This window comes from Methylobacterium sp. Leaf87, assembly GCF_001422775.1.
In the GTDB taxonomy this organism is placed as follows: Bacteria; Pseudomonadota; Alphaproteobacteria; order Rhizobiales; family Beijerinckiaceae; genus Methylobacterium.
The window spans coordinates 67,330-85,037 of the sequence record NZ_LMMI01000005.1 but is presented as its reverse complement, the minus strand read 5'-3'; the positions used below and the strand labels follow the sequence as shown (position 1 = coordinate 85,037).

Below are 17,708 nucleotides of genomic sequence, written 5' to 3'. Positions count from 1 at the left end.
CCCGGCGGGATCAGGCCCGGCTGACGCTCGCGGCGTTGATCTCGGCGATCTTCGTCGCACCGACCTGACGCATGATCGTCTCGAACTCGCGCTGCATGAGGGTGAGCACCATCTCGACGCCGGGCTGGCCGAAGGCGGCGAGCCCCCAGGCGTAGGGGCGGCCGACGCAGACGGCGGTGGCGCCGAGCGCCAGGGCCTTGATCACGTCGGTGCCGCGCCGGAACCCGCCGTCGATGAGGATCGGCACCTTGCCGTTCACGGCCGAAACGATCTCCGGCAGGACGCCGATGGTCGATTGCAGGCTCTCCTCGGCGCGGCCGCCGTGGTTCGACACGATGAGGGCGTCGACGCCGTATTCCATGGCCTTCTTGGCGTCCTCGTGGGTGACGATGCCCTTGAGGACGAGCTTGCCCTTCACGATGCCGCGCAGGCGCTTGACGTAGTCCCAGGTCATGCCGGTGCCGTAGAGGTTCGTCACCTTCGACACGTCGAGGTCGTCGAACATTGGCTTGCGGCTCACCTCGTTCTTGAAGCCGGGCGTATGGCAATCGGTGCAGGTACGGGTATCGCTGCGGCGCTCACGGAACAGGGTCTCGGTGTTGCGACCGCCCTGCCGGTCAACGGTGAGCACGATGGCCGGGGCGCCGGCCTTCTCGGCGCGCTTCACCAGGGCCTCGGTCACGGCCCAGTCGTCGGTGGGGTACAGCATGTACCAGACCGGGGAACCGCGCTCCTTGATCACGTCCTCGATGGAGGTGCTGCCCACGGTGGACAGGATCATCTGATGGTTCTTCGCCTTGCAGGCGCGGGCGACGGCGCCCTCGGCCTCCGGGTGGAACGCACCCTGGCTGGAGATGGGCGCCAGTGCGATGGGGCTGCCCCAGGTCTCGCCGAAGATCTTCACCGTGGTGTCGATCTTGCGCACGTCGATAAGGCGGCGGGCGCGGATGGCGATCTTCTCGAAGCCCTCGCGGTTGGCCTTCAGGGTCTCGTCGCCGTCGACGCCGCTGGCGAGGTAGCCGTAATGGGCCGGGGGCAGGGTCTTCTTCGCCACCGCCTCGAAATCGAAGACGTTCAGGGCCTGGGCGGGATTGGCGATGAGGTCGCCGTCCATGACGGGCGCCTGCCGGAGGACGTCGTAGCTCTGAGCCATCGCCCCCGAAGTGCCGGCGGCGAGCATTCCGGCGACCGCGCTGATGGCGCCCGGTGCGAGGATCGGGCTGGCGGACAGGAATTCCAGCAGTTTCCTGCGATTGAGCGACGCCTCTCGACCGTTGGTCTGCTGGTTGTGGCTTGACATGTGAACTATAAATCTCGCGCGTCGGGTACGACAGGCGACGGTTTTGACCTATTCGCAGTCGAAAACGCAAGATGCCGCACTGCAAAACAGCCATGCTGCAGTGCAATTCATCGGCCTGCAGCTTTGCCGCATCCAGTCCCACGGCGGACCTTTCAGGTGCGCGGACCATAGAGGATGAGGCCCGCCCCGGCGAGGCACAGGGCGGCGCCGGCGACATCGAAGCGGTCCGGCCGCTGGCCTTCCGCGCCCCACATTCACAGGAGGGACGCGCCGATGTAGAGCCCGCCATAGGCCGCATAGGCGCGGCCGGCCGCCTCGCTCTCGAAGCGCGTCAGCAGCCAGGCGAACAGCCCCAGGGCCACGGCGCCCGGCACCAGCCACCAGGCCGAGCGCCCGAGCCGCAGCCAGGCCCAGACCGAGAAGCACCCGCCGATCTCGAACAGGGCGGCGGCGGCGTACACGACAACGGTCATGCGACGGTGAATCGGTACGTGGTGACCGCCGAGAACGATTCGCCCGGACGCAGGACGGTGCTCGGGAAGTCGGGATGGTTCGGCGCGTCGGGAAACCCTTGCGCCTCGAAGCACACGGCATCCCCGGCGCGATAGAGCCCACCACCCGAGCCCGTCGCCGTGCCGTCGAGCATGTTGGCGGTGTAGAGTTGCAGGCCGGGTTGGGTGGTGGCCACGGTCAGGTGCCGGCCGCTCGAAGGATCGTGCGCGGTGGCGACCGTACGCAGGCCGCCGGCTCCGCGCAGCACGAAGGTGTGGTCGTAGCCATGGCCCCGGATCAATTGGCGATCGGCCGCGCGGATGCGGGCGCCGAGGGCCGTGGGGGTGCGAAAATCGAAGGGCGTGCCGGCGACCGCGCACCGCTCGCCGGTGGGGATCTGATCCGCGTCGACCGCCAGGTATGCGTCGGCGGCGATTCCCACCACGTGGTCGAGCGCATCGCCCGCGCCCTCGCCGGCGAGGTTGAAATAGCTGTGGTTGGTCAGGTTCAGAACCGTCGGCCGGTCGGTCTCGGCCGCGTAGGTGATGGACAGGGTCTCGTCGTCGGGAAGGGCGTAGGTCACCCGCACGTCGAGGGTGCCGGGGAAGCCCTGGTCACCGTCGGGCGAGCGATGGGCGAGGGTGAGGTCGGTACCGGTCGCCGATTCAACCCGCCAGACCTTGCGGTCGAACCCCGCCGGGCCGCCATGCATGGTGTTGTCCCCCTCGTTGCGGGGCAGATCATGGACCTGTCCGTCGAGGCTGAACCGGCCGTGCGCGATGCGATTGGCGTAGCGGCCGATGAGGGCGCCGAAATGCGCGTCGCTGGCCTCGTAGCCGGCGAGGTCCATGGCGCCCAGGACCACGTTGGTTCTCCGTCCCGTCCGGTCGGGTGTCTCGATGGCGGAGACGATTCCGCCGTAATCGAGGATCCGCACGGTAAGCCGCCCGCGCGCGAGGGTGTGGCGGGCGACGGGTTGCCCGTTCTTGGTGCGGCCGTAGGGCTCGGGTGTCATCGGCGGCGTATCTCCGCGAGGGTCACGGGCGGTCGACGTGCGCGGCACGCCGTCGCCTCAAGGCGCCAGGGTCTCGTCGGGGGCGTCGCCCGAGAGCTGCATCCGGTGCAGGCGGGCATAGGCTCCGCCACGGCCCATGAGGTCGGTGTGGGTGCCGGTCTCGGCGACGCGGCCGGCCTCCATCACCACGATGAGATCGGCGTCGCGCACCGTCGAGAGGCGGTGGGCGATGACGAGGGTGGTGCGCCCGCGCATGAGGCGCAGGAGCGCGGCCTGGACGAGGCGCTCGGACTCGGAATCGAGCGCACTCGTCGCCTCGTCGAGGAGCAGGATCGGCGCGTCCTTCAGGAAGGCGCGGGCGAGCGAGATGCGCTGGCGCTCCCCCCCCGACAGCCGCCCACCGGCGGGGCCGACGCGAAATTCGTAGCCCTCGGGCAGGCGCGAGACGAATCCGTGGGCGGCCGCCGCCTCCGCCGCCGCCTCGATCTCGGCTCGGGAGGCGCCGGGGCGGCCAAAGCCGATGTTGGCCGCCACCGTGTCGTCGAACAGCACCACCTCCTGGGACACCACCGCGACGGCCCGGCGGAGCGATGCGAAGGTCACGTGCCGGATGTCCTGACCGTCGATGGACACGGCTCCGGCATCGACGTCGTAGAGGCGCGGCACGAGGTTGAGCAGCGAGGATTTTCCCGACCCCGAGCGCCCCACGAGGGCCACGGTGGCGCCGGCCGGCACGGCGAGGTCGATCCCCTCCAGGGCCGGCGCGTCGGCGCGGTAGCGGAAGCGCACGTCGGAAAAGCGGATCGCGCCGCCGCCCACCAGCAGGTCCCTGGCGTCCGCCGCCTCGCGGATCAGCGGGGCCTCGTCCATGAGGGCGAAGTAGCGCTGCAGGGCCGCGCCCGCCTCCTGCAGGATGGCGTTGAGGGTGCCGAGCGCCCGGGCCGGCTGAGCGGCGAGCAGCAGGGCTGCGACGTAGCCGGTGAAATCCCCCACCGTGCGCTCGCCCGACATCACCCGCTGGCCGACCAGCACCAGCACGGCGGCCACGGCGAAGCCGCCGCCGATCTCGAGGAGCGGATCGAGGCGCCCGCGGGCGTTGGCCGCCTTCATCTTGAGGCGGCGTACCTCGTCGAAGGCCCCCTGCGCCCGGCCCTTGAGGTAGCCTTCCAGCGCGTAGGTCTTGGCGATGCGCGCGCCCTGCAGGCTCTCGGAGATGAGGCTCGCGGTGAGCCCCATCTGCTCCTGCGTCGTCGTCGAGACCCGGCGCAGCTTCTTGCCGACCCGGCCGATGGGGCCGGCGACGAACGGCACGGTCACGCCGGCCACCAGGGTCAGGAGCGGGTCCATCCAGATCAGCGCCGCCACCAGGGCGATGAGCATGGCGATGTCGCGCAGGAGCACCGTGGAAATGCGGGTGAGCGCCTCCTTGATGAAGGCGAAATCCGTGGTGAAGCGCTGGGTGAAGGCGGCCGGGCTCTCGCGCCCGAGCTGGGCCAGATCCGAGTCGATGAGGTGTGCGTAGAGGGCCGCCTGCATGTCGGCCTCGACCCGCGTGACCACCCGGTTGGTCAGCACCGTCTGGCCGAACAGGGCGAAGCCCCGGATCGACGTGATGGCGATGACGATGAGGGGACCGTAGGCGAGGGCCGCCGTGTCCTTGGCGTCGAAGGCGTCGAAAGCGCCCTTGATGAGGGCCGGGTAGAACCCCGTCGCCGCGCCCACGATGGCGATGAGCACGAGGACCACGGCCAGCGTCGCCCGGTGGGGGCTGAGCCACTCGCGCCAGACACGGCCCAGGAGGGGGAGGGTGTCACCCCTCAGGAGCGGCCGACGCGCCATGGTTTTTTATGACTTTCTCAACGCCCCGAGAAATCGGATCGGCCGGTGTTTGCGGCCGGGGGGACGAGAGATCAAGTCGAGGCATCCAGGCTTGGCAATGTGATAATGTTACATTACTGAACCGAGGAAGCCTGAACCGAGGACCTTTGCCGATGTTGCGTGGACGCCTCCCGACCGGACTGCCGATGGCGTTCGCCCTGCTGCTCGCCGTTCTCTGCGGCGCGGCGCCGGCCCTGGCCGACCCCGAAAGACTCCGTGTGGTGGCCACGTTCTCGATCCTCGGCGATCTCGTCTCACAGGTCGGCGGCGAGCGGGTGGCGGTGACCACCCTGGTCAAGCCCGACGCCGATGCCCACGGCTACGCGCCGGCACCGAGCGACGCCCGCACGCTCGCGGCGGCCGACCTCGTGGTGGTCAACGGCCTCGGACTCGAGGGGTGGATCGACCGCCTCATCAAGGCGTCCGGCGCCAAGGCACCCGTCGTGGTGGCCTCGAAGGGGATCAAGCCCATCGAGGAGGCCGACGACCATGGGCACGGCCATGCCCACGACCACCACGCCGATCCGCACGCCTGGCAGAGCATCGCCAACGCCAAGGTCTACGTCGCCACCATCCGCGATGGGCTCGCCAAGCGCGATCCGGCCCATGCGGCGGCGTACGCGGCCCGGGCCACGGCCTATCTCGGCGAACTCGATGCCCTGGAAGGCGAGGTCCGCGCCACCATCGCGAAGATTCCCCCCGCACAGCGGCGGATCATCACCACCCACGACGCCTTCGGCTACTTCACCGCCGCCTACGGCCTGACCTTCATCGCGCCGCAAGGGGTCTCGACGGACAGCGAGGCGAGCCCGCGCGACGTGGCGCGGATCGTCCGGCAGATCCGGGCGGAGAAGATCCCGGCGGTGTTCCTCGAAACCATCGCCGACCCGCGCCTCATGGAGCAGATCGCCCGCGAGAGCGGTGCGGCCATCGGCGGCAAGGTCTATTCCGATGCCCTGTCGGGCCCCGACGGCCCGGCACCGACCTACGTGGCGATGATGCGCAACAACCTGACGGCCTTCGCGCGGGCGCTCGGCCCACGCTGACGCGTCAGCGCCGCGACTCGGCGGCCATGCGCAGGGCGAGGCCGGCCAGAACCGTGCCCATGAGCCAGCGCTGGGCCACCTGCCAGGCCGGACGGCCACCGAGGAAGGTGGACACCGACCCGGCCCCCACCGCGATGAAAGCGTTCACGCCGACGCTCACAACGATCTGGACCGTGCCGAGGATCAGGGCCTGGACGAGGACGCTGCCCCGCGCCGGGTCGATGAATTGCGGCAGCAGCGACAGATACATCACCGCGATCTTCGGGTTCAGCAGGTTGGTGACGAACCCCATGGTGAACAGCCGGCCCGGGCCGTCATGGGGCAGGGCGCGTGCCGCGAACGGGCTGCGCCCGCCCGGCCGCACGGCCTGCCAAGCGAGGTAGAGCAGGTAGGCGGCCCCCGCCCAGCGCAGGGTATCATAGGCGAACGGCACGGCGAGCAGCAGGGCGGTGATGCCGAAGGCCGCGCACAGCATGTAGACGACGAACCCGAGCGCGACGCCGCCGAGGGAGATCAGCCCGGCCCGCGGCCCCTGCGCGATGGAGCGCGACACGAGGTAGATCATGTTCGGCCCCGGCGTCAGGACCATGCCGAGGGAGACGAGGGCGAAGGCGAGGAGGCTGGTCGATTCGGGCATGATCCGACGCTAACCCCCCATCGCGCACAACCACAGGGACACTTGAACGAGGGCGGACCGGACACTCAGGGGCGGGGCAGGATGTCCGCCAGTTGCGCCGCGACGGCACCGGCATCGACGAACGCGAGGGTCACGGGCAGGACCGTGACGCGGGTGGCGAATTCGGGCGGCAGCCGGACGTGGTCCTTCCGGGTGGTGACGAGGTCGGCGCCGAGGCGCTCCGCCTCCGCCGCGAGGGCGCCGAGTTCGGCCCGTCCGTAGGGATGGTGGTCGGCGAAGGCGCGGGTCGCGACCACGTCGGCGCCGGCTTCGCGCAGGGTGGCGAACATCTTGTCGGGCCGGCCGATACCGGCGAACGCCAGGACCCGGCGCCCGGCCCAGTCGCCTTCCGGGACGAGCCGGGCGCGGTGCACCGGCAACCCACGGTGCGCGGCGTCCTCGGCCACGGTCTCGCCGGGGGCGCCGGCACCGATGAGAACGAGGCCGTGGATGTGGCGCCATTGCCGGGCGAGGGGCACCCGCAGGGGGCCGGCGGGGAAAACGCGGCCGTTGCCGACGCCCACCCCCGCATCCACCACCGCGAAGGACAGAGCCTTGGCGAGCGCCGGGCTCTGCAGACCGTCGTCCATGACGATCACGTCGGCGCCCGCCTCGATGCAGTGAGGCGCGCCCGCCAGCCGGTCCCGCGCCACGATGGTGGGGGCGAACCGGGCGAGCAGCAGGGGTTCGTCGCCGGTGTCCACGGCGGCGTGCCGGTCGGGATCGACGCGCACCGGGCCGGCGAGGCGGCCGCCATAGCCACGGGTCAGGAAGGCCGGGGATGCGCCGAGGTCGCGCAGGAGACCGGCCACCGCGAGGGCGGTCGGCGTCTTGCCGGCGCCGCCGAGGGTGAAATTGCCGATGCACACGATGGGATAGGGGCCGGGCGTGCCCCGCCGGTCCATCCTGGCGGCGCTGCGCCAGCCGTAGAGGGCGGCGAGGGGCGCCAGAGCCCGTGCGGCGGGGTGCCCAGGCCCGGCATGCCAGAAGGCCGGGGGCCGCATCAGGCCCGGCTCACTGCGCCGTCATGGCGGTGAGCCGCATCTGCGCGATGAACGGATCGAGCACCGCCAGGGTGCGATCGACGGCGCCCTCGAACGGCGCGAGGGCCGCTGCTCCCGCGCGGGCGATGGCGTCGATGCGGGCGGGTTCGGCGAGAAAATCCGCGAGGGCCGCCGCGAGGTCGTCCGCGTCGGCGACGCAGCGGGCGCCACCGGCACCGTCGAGGGCCCGGTAGACCTGCGTGAAGTTGAAGATGTGCGGCCCGTGCAGGACCGCGGCGCCGAGGCGCGCCGGCTCGATGGGGTTCTGGCCGCCGTGCTCCACGAGGGAGCCACCGAGAAAGACCAGGGACGTCAGGCGATAGAACAGGCCGAGTTCGCCGAGCGTGTCGGCGACGTACAGGTCGATGCTCCCGTGCGGGCGCCCGCCCTGGGAGCGCCGGGCGCTGCGCAATCCTTCGGCCGAGGCGCGGGCCGCGACATCGCCGCCGCGATGGGGATGGCGCGGGACCACGATGGTGAGGATTTCGGGCCAGCGGCGCTTCAGCACCGCGTGGACGCGGGCCGCCACGGCGTCCTCGCCCGGATGGGTGCTGGCCGCGACCCAGACGGGGCGGTCGCCGATGCAGTCGCGCAAGTGCGCGAGTTGCTGCTCGTCCACGGGCGGCACGTCCGAATCGTATTTGAGGTTGCCCGAGACGACGACCCGGGGTGTGCCGAGCTTGGCGAAGCGCGCCGCATCCTCCTCCGTCTGCGCGAGGCAGACGGAGATGCGCGCCAGGAGCGCGCGGGCGGTGCGGGGCGTACGGCCCCAGCCGCGGAACGAGCGCTCGGACATCCGGCCGTTGACGAGGATCAGGGGAATGGCGCGGGCGTGGAGGCCGGCGACGGTGCTGGGCCAGATCTCGGATTCCGCCACCAGGGCGAGGTCCGGCCGCCAATGGTCGAGGAAGCGCCCGACCCAGCGCGGTGCGTCGAGGGGCATGTACTGGTGCACGGCTCCCGACGGCAGGCGGCTGCCGATGAGATCGGCGGCGCTGCGGGTGCCCGTGGTGACGAGGACGGAGAACCCCCGCGCGATCATGCCGTCGACGAGGCCGACGAGGGAGAGGATCTCGCCGACGCTGGCGCCGTGCATCCAAACGAGGCGGCCGATGGGGCGGGCGCGGCCGGGCAGGCCGCGGCGCTCGGAGAGGCGCCCCGGGTCCTCCTTACCCTGGCGCGAGCGCCACGCCAGCAGACCGGCCACCGCCGGCTCGCCGACGAGGAGACCGTAGCGATAGAGCTTCAGGATCGCCGTCAGGGGCGGGGCCTTGGTGGGGATCGCCTTCACCGACGCGGGCTGAGCCGGCGCTCTCATGCGGGGTTTCCCACCCGGTCGGTGCGGCCGACGAGGGTATAGGCGCGGTCGTGAACGCGGTTCATCTCCGCCTCCACCGCGAGGCGCAACGCCTCGAACGCCTCGGGTCCGGTCTCGCGGGGTACGTGGATCGGCGTGCCGAACACCATGGCGCCGCGCCCGAACGGGAGGCCGAAGCAGGCCCGGTCCCAGCTGTTCAGCCGCAGGTGCCGGCTGGTGACCACGGCCACGGGCACGATGGGCCGACCGGAGAAGCGGGCGAGGGTGAGGATGCCGGCGTCGCAGCGGCGCGAGACCTTCGGCACGTCGGCGCTGAAGGCGACGGATTCACCGTTCTTCAGGGCGCGCAGCATGGCGCGCAGGCCCTCGGCACCGCCCTTAGCCTTCACGTCGCGCACGGCCCGCCCGCGCGCACCCGACGCCCGGATCACCCGCACGCCCATGCGCTCCAACGCGATGGTGTTGATGTTGCCGTCGGCCGAGCGCGAGATGATCGTGGCGATGCGGTCGTGCGGCCGGCGCATGAACGAGATCATCGTGTGCTGGCCGTGCCACATGCCGGCGATGAACGGCCCGAGGCCGTCGAGCCAGGGATCGGGCTCGGCCGGCTCCATGGAAAAGCGGTTGGTGGCGCGCACGAGGCGCAGGTACCCGCCCGCGGCGCGGCCGAGGGCCTGCTGGACCGCCGGGGCGCGGCCGATGCGCTTGAGGACACTCATGATGCAACGCCTTCGCGGCGCGGTACGCGGACCGACCCGGCGCGAGGGCCGGGGAGGGCCGCCTTGGCCGTCGCCGGGCGGTGTCTAGCGCCGTTCCCCGTTGGGGCGCAACGCTCGGCCTCCGGGCACCCCCGGTCCGACTCACGGCGAAACGCGGCAAATCCCCGTCGACACCCGACAAATTCGCTTGTTCATAACAATTCTAAATTATAGATTGGAACGAATCAAAACTGGAGACCGGGTGATGATCGCGACTGCGGGCGCCGAGACGCGCATTCCTTCCCCGACGCCGGGTGCGGCAACAGCCGACGCGCACCGGGCCTTCGTCCTCCGCTACGTTCAGCCGGCGCTCGCCGGACTCATCGACGGCTCGGTCTCGACCCTGGCGCCGATCTTCGCCGCGGCCTTCGCGACGCACAGCAACGGCGCGACCTTCCTCGTCGGGCTGGCCGCCTCCCTCGGTGCCGGCATCAGCATGGGCTTCACCGAGGCCCTGTCGGATGACGGGTCGATCACCGGACGTGGATCGCCCTGGATGCGCGGTCTCGTCTGCGGCGTGATGACGACGCTGGGCGGCCTGGGGCATACGCTGCCGTACCTGATCCCCGATGCGTGGCCGAATGCCTTCGCCGTGGCGACGGGTCTCGCCGTCCTGGTGGTCGTCGTCGAGCTGTTCCTCATTGCCGGCATCCGCACGCGCTACATGGCCACACCGTTCTGGCGGGCCGCGCTTCAGGTGGTGCTGGGCGGCGCCCTCGTGCTGGCGACCGGCATAGTCATCGGCAGCGCGTGAGTGGCGTGTGGTGCGCGCCGACCGGGTTGACCCCGCCGCCGCGAGTGGCGATGCCGGGCGTGACTTCCATCCGCAACGGACACGCATGTTCCGCCTCGCCCACATCACCGACCCGCATGTCGGGCCGCTGCCGCGCCCGCGCCTGCGCCAGCTCTTCAGCAAGCGCGCCACGGGCTACGTGAACTGGCGGCGCGGGCGCAAGAACGCCCACGACATGGACCTGCTCGCCGCCCTGGTGGCCGACCTGCAGACGCAGCCGCACGACCACATCGCCTGTACGGGCGACCTCTGCAATATCGGCCTGCCGAGCGAGTGGGCGACCTCACGGGTGTTCCTGGAGGCCCTGGGCGATCCCGAGGCGGTGAGCTTCGTGCCGGGCAACCACGACGCCTACGTGCGCGGCTCCCTCGACGGGCTGCTGGCCGCCTGCGGCGCCTGGACCACGGACGACGACGGCACGCCGGGCGTGTTCCCCTACCTGCGCCGCCGCGGCCCCGTGGCGCTCATCGGCCTGTCTTCGGCGATCCCGACGAAGCCGTTCGTGGCCAGCGGGCGCCTCGGCCCACCGCAGATCGTAGCGGCTCGCGGCATCTTGGAACGCCTCGGCGCCGAGGCCGAACCGCCGTGCCGGGTGGTGATGATTCACCATCCGCCCCATCCGGGCGGTGCCTCGTCGGGGCGTGAACTGAAGGATGCCGAAGCGTTCATGGCGATGATCGCGCAGGCTGGAGCCGACCTCATCCTGCACGGCCACAACCACGTCGGCAGCGTGCATTTCGCGAAGGGGCCCGGGGGGCGGCCGGTGCCGGTGGTGGGATGCACCTCGGCCTCGGCCCGCGAGGGCGGACCGAACCGGCGGGCGAGCTACTACCTGTACACCATCACGCGCGGTCCCGCCGGCTACGGCATCGCGGGGCGGGAGCGGGGACTCACGGAAACCGGCCTCATCGACGATCGCGGACCGCTACGATTGACGCCAGCTTGACCGGCGCGCAGGTGCGTCGCCCGCGGACGGGCGACGCCGGGATAGCCCGTCAGGCGGAGAGGCCGGTCGGGCGGTTGGGCGTGCCGAGGGAGGCGAGGAAACCGAGATCGGCCTCGTAGCGCTCGGCCTGGGTGCGAGTGAGGCCGCTCACCAGGACTTCAGTCCCACGATAGACAGTATAGGTGCCATCGTGGGTCGGCGTGACGCGAATGGTCTGGGACATGGCAAACACCTTGTCTCGATCTGGAATCGTCGAACGCTGTGAAGTCGCCGATGGTAACCCAAACTTAAGACGCAGCAAGGCCGAGCCCGGCGCGCGCACAAGACTTTCGTTGCGGCAACGCACCATCCGCGGCATGAATAAGGTCGACAGAACGGATTTTGGGGAATGACCACCGGCGCTTCGCAAGTTCCGCAGCGCGTCACGCCCTGGACGATCTTTGCGACCAGCGGAAACAACGCGTCGGGCGAATGCCTCGACTTGAAGCGAATCAACTCGACTTGCACCGACTCAAGTAGACTGGAGATAAAGTGGATTGGCGCGCCCACGGGGAATCGAACCCCGGTCTGATCCGTGAGAGGGACCTGTCCTAACCGCTAGACGATGGGCGCGGTCTTCAATCCAACGCGGCACCCTTGGGGCACCGACGCCGCTTCCCGTTCACTCCGATCCCGTGGGACCGTCCGACGGGAGGAAGCTTCCCGGCGGTGTGGCGATCGTATAGCGACGGTCCTGCGAGGGAGCAAGTGCCCCCGCGCGGATTTTGCGCGGTCCGTCCGGGTCGCGGTGAACGGGGCGGAGGGACGATCGTTGCAGCAACCAGAGGACCGTCGGGCGACACTCGCCGACGACGTGACGCCGGAGCGCCTCGACCGCGCCCTGGCGCGGGCATTCCCGGACGTGTCGCGGGCGCGCCTGCAGGATCTGATCCGGACCGGACAGGTGACACGCAACGGCGCGGTGGTGCTCGATCTGTCGGTGAAGGTCGGGCCCGGCACCGAACTCGCCGTGACGATTCCGACCGCCGTGGCGGCGACCCCGCAGGGCGAGACCCAGGATCTCGTCGTGGTCTACGAGGACAGCGACCTGATCGTCATCGACAAGCCGGCGGGTCTGGTGGTCCACCCCGCGCCCGGACATGATTCCGGCACCCTGGTTAACGGCCTCATCGCCCATTGCGGCGACAGCCTGTCGGGGATCGGCGGCGTGCGGCGGCCGGGAATCGTCCACCGTCTCGATAAGGACACGAGCGGGCTCCTCGTGGTGGCCAAGAACGACCGGGCGCACAAAGGCCTGACCGAGCAGTTCGCCGATCACGGCCGCACCGGCCCCCTGGAGCGGGTCTACCGCGCCCTGGTCTGGGGCGTGCCCGAGCCGCGCATCGGCACCATCGACGCCTATCTCGCCCGCAGCATCCGAAATCGTGAGAAGATCGCCGTGGTGCGGGCCGAGACGGGTCGGGAGGCCATCACGCACTACCATGTCGAGGAAGCCCTCGACGCGATGGGTCTGGTCGCCCTGGTCCGGTGCGAGCTGGAGACCGGACGCACGCACCAGATCCGGGTGCACATGAGCCATCGCGGCCACCCGCTCCTGGGCGACGCCGTCTACGGCAGCGCGTTCAAGACCAAGGCCACGCGGCTGGGCGAGGAGGCCCGTGCCGCGCTCCTGGCCCTCGGGCGTCAGGCCCTGCACGCCAGCGTGCTCGGCTTCGCCCATCCGCGCACGGGCGAGACCCTACACTTCGAGTCGCCGTTGCCGCCCGAGATGGAGGCGCTCCTGTCGGCGCTGCGGAAGAAGGGGGCGACGACCTGAGGGAACGCAGTACCCGCGTGGCGCATCTGTCACGGTCAAGCCCGGACCCGAAGGGCGTGCGGAACGGCACCGCCCGGCGCGGCGTTTCGTGTCACCCCTGAGCCATCGGCGACATCGCGCGTTGACCGCGATGTTCGTTGGGCGAGCCGCCTTCCGGGGTCTTCTGTTTCCCGGTAGAGATGGGGAGCCGAAACGCCGGCTCAAGGGAGCGGCGGTTCGGTTCGGGTCCGCCCATTCGGGGACCATTCAAGGAGGAAGACCATGGCCGGCGCATTGCCCGTGCTCGCCACCGAGGGTGGCCTGTCGCGCTACCTCGATGAGATCCGCAAGTTTCCGATGCTGGAGCCGAACGAGGAGTTCACGCTCGCGAAGGATTGGCGGGAGAAGGGCGATCGTGGCGCCGCCCATCGCCTCGTCACCTCGCACCTGCGCCTCGTGGCCAAGATCGCCATGGGCTATCGCGGCTACGGCCTGCCCATCGGCGAAGTCGTGTCCGAGGGCAATGTCGGCCTGATGCAGGCGGTCAAGCGCTTCGAGCCGGACAAGGGCTTCCGCTTGGCCACCTACGCCATGTGGTGGATCAAGGCGGCGATCCAGGAATACATCCTGCGCTCGTGGTCCCTCGTGAAGATGGGAACCACCGCCAACCAGAAGAAGCTGTTCTTCAACCTGCGCAAGGCCAAGGGCCGCATCTCGGCCCTGGAAGAGGGCGACCTCAAGCCGGATCAGGTGGCGCAGATCGCCGTCAAGCTCGGCGTGCCCGAGCAGGAGGTGATCGACATGAACCGTCGCCTCTCGGGCGACACCTCCCTCAATGCGCCGTTGCGCGAGGAAGGCGAAGGCGAGTGGCAGGATTGGCTGGTCGACAACAGCCCGAGCCAGGAGACGGTGCTCGCCCGTGAGGAAGAAGGCCAGAACCGGCTCTCGGCCCTGCGCGATGCCCTCTCGGTGCTCAATGCCCGCGAGCGCCGCATCTTCGAGGCGCGGCGTCTGGCCGACGATCCGATCACCCTCGAGGACCTGTCGGGCGAGTTCGGCGTCTCGCGCGAGCGCGTGCGGCAGATCGAGGTGCGTGCCTTCGAGAAGATCCAGGAGGCGGTCAAGCGCAACCTGGCGTCCCGCGAGGCACCGCGCGCAGCCGCCCACGCCTGAGCGGAGCGACGACTTCAAACGACAAGGGCGGCCCGAAGCGCTCGGGCTGCCTTTTTCGTGTCAGCGGTCCCGGCCCGTCAGCGCCACTGCGCGAAGGCTTTCTCCATCACCTGCGTGCCCGCCGCGCCCTTCTCGAAATTGATGATCGCGCGCGCACCGGAGTTGAACTTCACCGCGAGTTCGAGCCAGTTCCGGTGAAGGAGCAGGTCGGTGTTGCGGTCGATGTCGTTGCGCAGGGACGACAGACCGATGAGGAACAGGTTCTCCCGTACCCGTACCGGCAGGCCCGAGACCGGCGACCCGCGGGCATTCTCCTCGTCCTTGGCCTGAAGCAGCCCGATGTCCTGCACCGTCCGGCGCGCGGCATTGGTGCCGTCCGTGGTGAAGGCGAGCTCGATGGTGTGCGATGCCGGCAAGCTCGCATCGAGATTGCGATTGATGGTCATCTGCAGGGTGATCCCCGCCTCGGGGAACTCCACGTTCGCGCGAACGGCCGTTTCGAGGGCCTGACCGCGCTCGCCATTCACGGTTTCGAGGCGCCAGAGGACGCGCCCCTGCACAACGGTCGGCTGGGCGTTGGTGGCGGACGTGTTCTCCTCGTAGAGGACAGCGCGCTGCGCCACGGAGACGTCCGGCTGCACGGCGCCCGCCGAGGAAGGCGCCTGCGCAGGCCGTGCCGGCGCCGGCGGCGCCACGGGGTCGCCACCGATACGGTCGGCATACTTGGTCTCGGCGCTGTCCTGCGCCGTGTCCTGTTGCTCGGCCAGGGGTTGAAGGTCGGCCGGCTTGTCGCGCAACAGAAACGCCGCCACCGCGATCAGGCCGATGACAGTGAACAGCACGGCTCCCACGACGGCGTTGCGCAGGAGGCGCGACCGTCCGGCCCGCGGCGCGACCACGTCGATGCGCGGGCGCTGACGGGCACCGCCCGCATCGGCCACGAGGTCGTCGGACGCCGGTTCCTGGGCGGACGCGTCCGTCGAGGACGACCCCGCCTCGGCGGCGGGATCGGCCACGGCGGCGGGCGACCGACCCTTGCGGGCCTGGATCGGGATGATCGGCGCGCTCGCCGGCTCCTCCGGCGGCATGAACGGGGTCCGGCCGAGGTCCGGCGGGGGCGCCGGCGGCAGGAACGGCTCCGGGGCCGGAGCGGTGGGGCGCAGGGGCTCCGACCCGGGGGCGTCGGGTAGCGATTCCGGCAGATCCCGCAACGCATCCGCTGTGACGGGCGGCTCGGGCTCGGGCTTGAGTTCCGGCACGGGCTCGGACGGAGGCTCGGCCAAGGGCTCGGGGGCCGGAGGGCCGTGCTCGGTCTCGAGCCGATCGATGGCGGTCTCGAGGGCCCGCGCCTCAATATCGATATCCGCCTCGGACAGGGGGGGATCGAGGGAGCGAAGCTGGCCGATCAGGGCGCTGCGCGCGCGCTCGTACACGGCCTTGCGAAGGGCCGGCGAACGGTCCGGCATCGCTTCGAGGGCGCGCGCCAGCAAGGGGTAGTAATCGGCCATCGTGACTGGGGTCCGCTCAACTCAGGGCGGGCCGGCACCCCGCCCGAGAGCGGATGCGCCGCCCATCCTCTCAGACGCGTTAATCCTCGAAGGGGCTGTGCATTAGAATGGTGTCGTCGCGCTCCGGCGACGTCGAGAGCAGCGCCACCGGCGCACCGATGAGTTCCTCGATGCGGCGCACGTACTTGATCGCCTGAGCCGGGAGATCGGCCCACGAGCGGGCCCCCGCCGTCGTGCCCGACCAGCCCTCGATATCCTCGTAGATGGGTTCGACCTTGGCCTGCGCCGCCTGGTTCGCCGGCAGGTGGTCGATCACCTGTCCGTCGAGGCGGTAGCCGGTGCAGACCCGGATGGTCTCGAACCCGTCGAGGATGTCGAGCTTGGTCAGCGCGATGCCGTCGATGCCCGAGGTCTTCACGGTCTGGCGCACCAGAACGGCGTCGAACCAGCCGCAGCGGCGCTTGCGCCCAGTGTTGACGCCGAACTCGCGGCCCTTCGCGCCGATGGTCTCGCCGATCTCGTCGAACAGCTCCGTAGGGAACGGACCTTCGCCGACCCGGGTGGTGTACGCTTTCGCGATGCCCAACACGTAGCCGATGGCCGAAGGCCCCATGCCGGAGCCCGTCGCGGCCTGCGCCGCCACGATGTTGGACGAGGTCACGAACGGATAGGTGCCGTGGTCGACATCGAGGAGCGCGCCCTGCGCGCCCTCGAACAGGATGCGCTTGCCGGCCCGGCGCTCCTCGTCGAGGAGCTTCCAGACAGTGTCGGCGTAGGGCAGGATGGTGGGCGCGATGGCCTTCAGTTCGGCGAGCAGGGCCTCGGCATCGACCTCCTCGATTCCGAGGCCGCGCCGAAGGGCGTTGTGGTGGGTCAGGACCCGCTCGATCTTGGCGGCCAGCGTGCTCTCGTCGGCGAGATCGACGACCCGGATGGCGCGGCGCCCGACCTTGTCCTCGTAGGCCGGTCCGATGCCGCGCTTCGTCGTACCGATCTTGAGACCCGCGTTCGAGGTCTCGCGAAAATGGTCGAGCTCGCGGTGCAGAGGTAGGATCAGCGTGGCGTTATCGGCGATCCGCAGGGTTTTCGGCGAGATCTCGACGCCCTGGGCCTGAAGCCGGGCGATCTCGTCGACGAGGTGCCACGGATCGACCACGACGCCGTTGCCGATCACCGACAACTTTCCGCCCCGCACCACGCCCGAGGGCAGCAGGGCCAGCTTGTAGGTCACGCCGTTGATCACGAGGGTGTGGCCGGCATTGTGGCCGCCCTGGAAGCGCACCACCACGTCGGCCTGCTCGGAGAGCCAGTCGACGATCTTGCCTTTGCCTTCGTCACCCCATTGGGCGCCTACGACGACGACGTTTGCCATTCACTCAAGACCTGTCCCGAGGACCCGCGCGAAAACGATCCGGCCATGGGGGCCGGACCGTCCCACGTTCCTCGGGTCTTTCTGCGATCCGTAGCCGGAAATCAAGCAACTGGCCGATCCGGCTCCGAATCACCGGGGGAATACGTACCGTGCGGTCGCCCGAGGGCGGCTACTTGGCCTCGGTGCCCGGCTCGCGACCGGGGAGGTCGCCCGGCTTGATCACCGGCATGGAGCCCGGGTTCGGATCGGGCGGGCGCACCACCATGCCAGGGGCCGTGTTGCCCGGCGGCTTGATCACGCCGTCGTTCTTCTCGAGTCGGTCGCTCAGGGTGCCACCGGTGCCGGGCGGGCCGGCATCGGGCTGAATCTTGTCGGGAACCGGGCTGCTCGGCGCCGTTACCTGAGCGAAGGCGGCGGTCGCCAGCAGGCTCAGGCCGGCGGCCAGGGGCCATATCATGCGCATCGTGACACCTTCTGGAAGACAGGGTTCGTGCCGGAAGAACCGATCCGGGGCCGATGCGTTCCTGGCGCGAGTGCGTTCCTGGCTTGAGTGTGTTCCTGGCGTGAGTGTGTTCCTGGCGTGAGACGGATGTCC

Annotated in this window: 15 protein-coding genes, 1 tRNA gene and 2 pseudogenes; 5 read left to right on the top strand and 13 right to left on the bottom strand. The window is 70.2% G+C overall.

What is annotated here, in order from left to right:
• Window positions 1-10: 10 nt before the first annotated feature.
• The 4 genes and pseudogenes from ASF22_RS04895 to ASF22_RS04880 form a co-directional block, all read right to left on the bottom strand.
• Window positions 11-1,300, bottom strand: coding sequence for an alpha-hydroxy acid oxidase (locus ASF22_RS04895; protein WP_056173735.1), 1,290 nt, complete (start codon window positions 1,298-1,300; stop codon window positions 11-13).
• Window positions 1,301-1,452: 152 nt separating this feature from the next.
• Window positions 1,453-1,773: pseudogene (locus ASF22_RS04890) on the bottom strand (YnfA family protein).
• On the bottom strand, window positions 1,770-2,807 hold the full coding sequence (locus ASF22_RS04885; RefSeq protein ID WP_056262028.1) for an aldose epimerase family protein: 1,038 nt from the start codon (window positions 2,805-2,807) through the stop codon (window positions 1,770-1,772). Before ASF22_RS04885 ends, ASF22_RS04890 begins: the two are co-directional and overlap by 4 nt.
• 57 nt (window positions 2,808-2,864) lie before the next feature.
• Complete coding sequence (locus tag ASF22_RS04880) at window positions 2,865-4,646, bottom strand: ABC transporter transmembrane domain-containing protein (RefSeq protein WP_056262025.1); 1,782 nt, start codon at window positions 4,644-4,646, stop codon at window positions 2,865-2,867.
• 185 nt (window positions 4,647-4,831) lie between these two features.
• Here ASF22_RS04880 and ASF22_RS04875 point away from each other — a divergent pair, with 185 nt between their 5' ends.
• Window positions 4,832-5,731: a zinc ABC transporter substrate-binding protein gene (locus ASF22_RS04875; protein ID WP_156647613.1), complete on the top strand. Its 900-nt coding sequence runs from the start codon at window positions 4,832-4,834 to the stop codon at window positions 5,729-5,731.
• 4 nt (window positions 5,732-5,735) lie between these two features.
• On the opposite strand, the gene ASF22_RS04870 is transcribed toward ASF22_RS04875, so the two are convergent.
• The 4 genes from ASF22_RS04870 to ASF22_RS04855 all read right to left on the bottom strand — a co-directional run bounded on the left by ASF22_RS04870 (window position 5,736) and on the right by ASF22_RS04855 (window position 9,487).
• A complete protein-coding gene (locus tag ASF22_RS04870; protein WP_056173753.1) occupies window positions 5,736-6,368 on the bottom strand; it encodes a LysE family translocator in 633 nt (210 codons plus the stop codon).
• A 65-nt stretch (window positions 6,369-6,433) separates the two neighbouring features.
• Window positions 6,434-7,411, bottom strand: coding sequence for a tetraacyldisaccharide 4'-kinase (gene lpxK, locus ASF22_RS04865; protein ID WP_056262019.1), 978 nt, complete (start codon window positions 7,409-7,411; stop codon window positions 6,434-6,436).
• A gap of 10 nt (window positions 7,412-7,421) precedes the next feature.
• Window positions 7,422-8,768 (bottom strand): 3-deoxy-D-manno-octulosonic acid transferase, encoded by a 1,347-nt coding sequence (locus ASF22_RS04860; protein WP_082483528.1) that lies wholly within the window; start codon window positions 8,766-8,768, stop codon window positions 7,422-7,424.
• Entirely contained in the window at window positions 8,765-9,487 is a 723-nt protein-coding gene (locus ASF22_RS04855; RefSeq protein ID WP_056173759.1) for a lysophospholipid acyltransferase family protein, read from the bottom strand. Before ASF22_RS04855 ends, ASF22_RS04860 begins: the two co-directional genes overlap by 4 nt.
• Window positions 9,488-9,800: 313 nt before the next feature.
• Here ASF22_RS04855 and ASF22_RS04850 point away from each other — a divergent pair.
• Together ASF22_RS04850 and ASF22_RS04845 are read left to right on the top strand one after the other, a co-directional pair.
• A pseudogene (locus tag ASF22_RS04850) lies at window positions 9,801-10,280 on the top strand (VIT1/CCC1 transporter family protein); the annotation flags it as partial.
• An 85-nt stretch (window positions 10,281-10,365) separates the two neighbouring features.
• A complete protein-coding gene (locus ASF22_RS04845; RefSeq protein WP_056173765.1) occupies window positions 10,366-11,265 on the top strand; it encodes a metallophosphoesterase in 900 nt (299 codons plus the stop codon).
• Between the two features lie 49 nt (window positions 11,266-11,314).
• Here ASF22_RS04845 and ASF22_RS24495 read toward each other — a convergent pair whose 3' ends face one another.
• Window positions 11,315-11,488: a hypothetical protein gene (locus ASF22_RS24495; RefSeq protein WP_200927096.1), complete on the bottom strand. Its 174-nt coding sequence runs from the start codon at window positions 11,486-11,488 to the stop codon at window positions 11,315-11,317.
• Between the two features lie 314 nt (window positions 11,489-11,802).
• Window positions 11,803-11,877, bottom strand: a tRNA-Glu gene (locus ASF22_RS04840).
• A 199-nt stretch (window positions 11,878-12,076) separates the two neighbouring features.
• Here ASF22_RS04840 and ASF22_RS04835 point away from each other — a divergent pair.
• Together ASF22_RS04835 and rpoH are read left to right on the top strand one after the other, a co-directional pair.
• Entirely contained in the window at window positions 12,077-13,081 is a 1,005-nt protein-coding gene (locus tag ASF22_RS04835) for an RluA family pseudouridine synthase (protein ID WP_056173768.1), read from the top strand.
• A gap of 261 nt (window positions 13,082-13,342) precedes the next feature.
• Complete coding sequence (rpoH, locus tag ASF22_RS04830; RefSeq protein ID WP_056173774.1) at window positions 13,343-14,233, top strand: RNA polymerase sigma factor RpoH; 891 nt, start codon at window positions 13,343-13,345, stop codon at window positions 14,231-14,233.
• A gap of 77 nt (window positions 14,234-14,310) precedes the next feature.
• Here rpoH and ASF22_RS04825 read toward each other — a convergent pair whose 3' ends face one another.
• The 3 genes from ASF22_RS04825 to ASF22_RS04815 form a co-directional block, all read right to left on the bottom strand.
• On the bottom strand, window positions 14,311-15,741 hold the full coding sequence (locus ASF22_RS04825; RefSeq protein ID WP_056262015.1) for a hypothetical protein: 1,431 nt from the start codon (window positions 15,739-15,741) through the stop codon (window positions 14,311-14,313).
• Window positions 15,742-15,820: 79 nt separating this feature from the next.
• Window positions 15,821-17,113, bottom strand: coding sequence for an adenylosuccinate synthase (locus tag ASF22_RS04820; protein ID WP_056262012.1), 1,293 nt, complete (start codon window positions 17,111-17,113; stop codon window positions 15,821-15,823).
• 169 nt (window positions 17,114-17,282) lie between these two features.
• Window positions 17,283-17,576 carry a hypothetical protein gene (locus ASF22_RS04815; RefSeq protein WP_056173783.1) on the bottom strand — a complete coding sequence of 98 codons (294 nt, stop codon included), beginning with the start codon at window positions 17,574-17,576 and terminating at the stop codon, window positions 17,283-17,285.
• Between the last annotated feature and the right edge of the window lie 132 nt (window positions 17,577-17,708).

Excerpts from the sequence above, each read along its gene's own strand:
- ASF22_RS04895 (WP_056173735.1), bottom strand. The coding sequence starts at position 1,300 with ATGTCAAGCCACAACCAGCAGACCAACGGTCGAGAGGCGTCGCTCAAT.
- ASF22_RS04825 (WP_056262015.1), bottom strand. The coding sequence starts at position 15,741 with ATGGCCGATTACTACCCCTTGCTGGCGCGCGCCCTCGAAGCGATGCCG.
- ASF22_RS04815 (WP_056173783.1), bottom strand. The coding sequence starts at position 17,576 with ATGCGCATGATATGGCCCCTGGCCGCCGGCCTGAGCCTGCTGGCGACC.
- ASF22_RS04820 (WP_056262012.1), bottom strand. The coding sequence starts at position 17,113 with ATGGCAAACGTCGTCGTCGTAGGCGCCCAATGGGGTGACGAAGGCAAA.
- rpoH (WP_056173774.1), top strand. The coding sequence starts at position 13,343 with ATGGCCGGCGCATTGCCCGTGCTCGCCACCGAGGGTGGCCTGTCGCGC.
- ASF22_RS04855 (WP_056173759.1), bottom strand. The coding sequence starts at position 9,487 with ATGAGTGTCCTCAAGCGCATCGGCCGCGCCCCGGCGGTCCAGCAGGCC.
- ASF22_RS24495 (WP_200927096.1), bottom strand. The coding sequence starts at position 11,488 with ATGTCCCAGACCATTCGCGTCACGCCGACCCACGATGGCACCTATACT.
- ASF22_RS04880 (WP_056262025.1), bottom strand. The coding sequence starts at position 4,646 with ATGGCGCGTCGGCCGCTCCTGAGGGGTGACACCCTCCCCCTCCTGGGC.
- ASF22_RS04885 (WP_056262028.1), bottom strand. The coding sequence starts at position 2,807 with ATGACACCCGAGCCCTACGGCCGCACCAAGAACGGGCAACCCGTCGCC.
- ASF22_RS04845 (WP_056173765.1), top strand. The coding sequence starts at position 10,366 with ATGTTCCGCCTCGCCCACATCACCGACCCGCATGTCGGGCCGCTGCCG.
- lpxK (WP_056262019.1), bottom strand. The coding sequence starts at position 7,411 with ATGCGGCCCCCGGCCTTCTGGCATGCCGGGCCTGGGCACCCCGCCGCA.
- ASF22_RS04870 (WP_056173753.1), bottom strand. The coding sequence starts at position 6,368 with ATGCCCGAATCGACCAGCCTCCTCGCCTTCGCCCTCGTCTCCCTCGGC.
- ASF22_RS04875 (WP_156647613.1), top strand. The coding sequence starts at position 4,832 with ATGGCGTTCGCCCTGCTGCTCGCCGTTCTCTGCGGCGCGGCGCCGGCC.
- ASF22_RS04860 (WP_082483528.1), bottom strand. The coding sequence starts at position 8,768 with ATGAGAGCGCCGGCTCAGCCCGCGTCGGTGAAGGCGATCCCCACCAAG.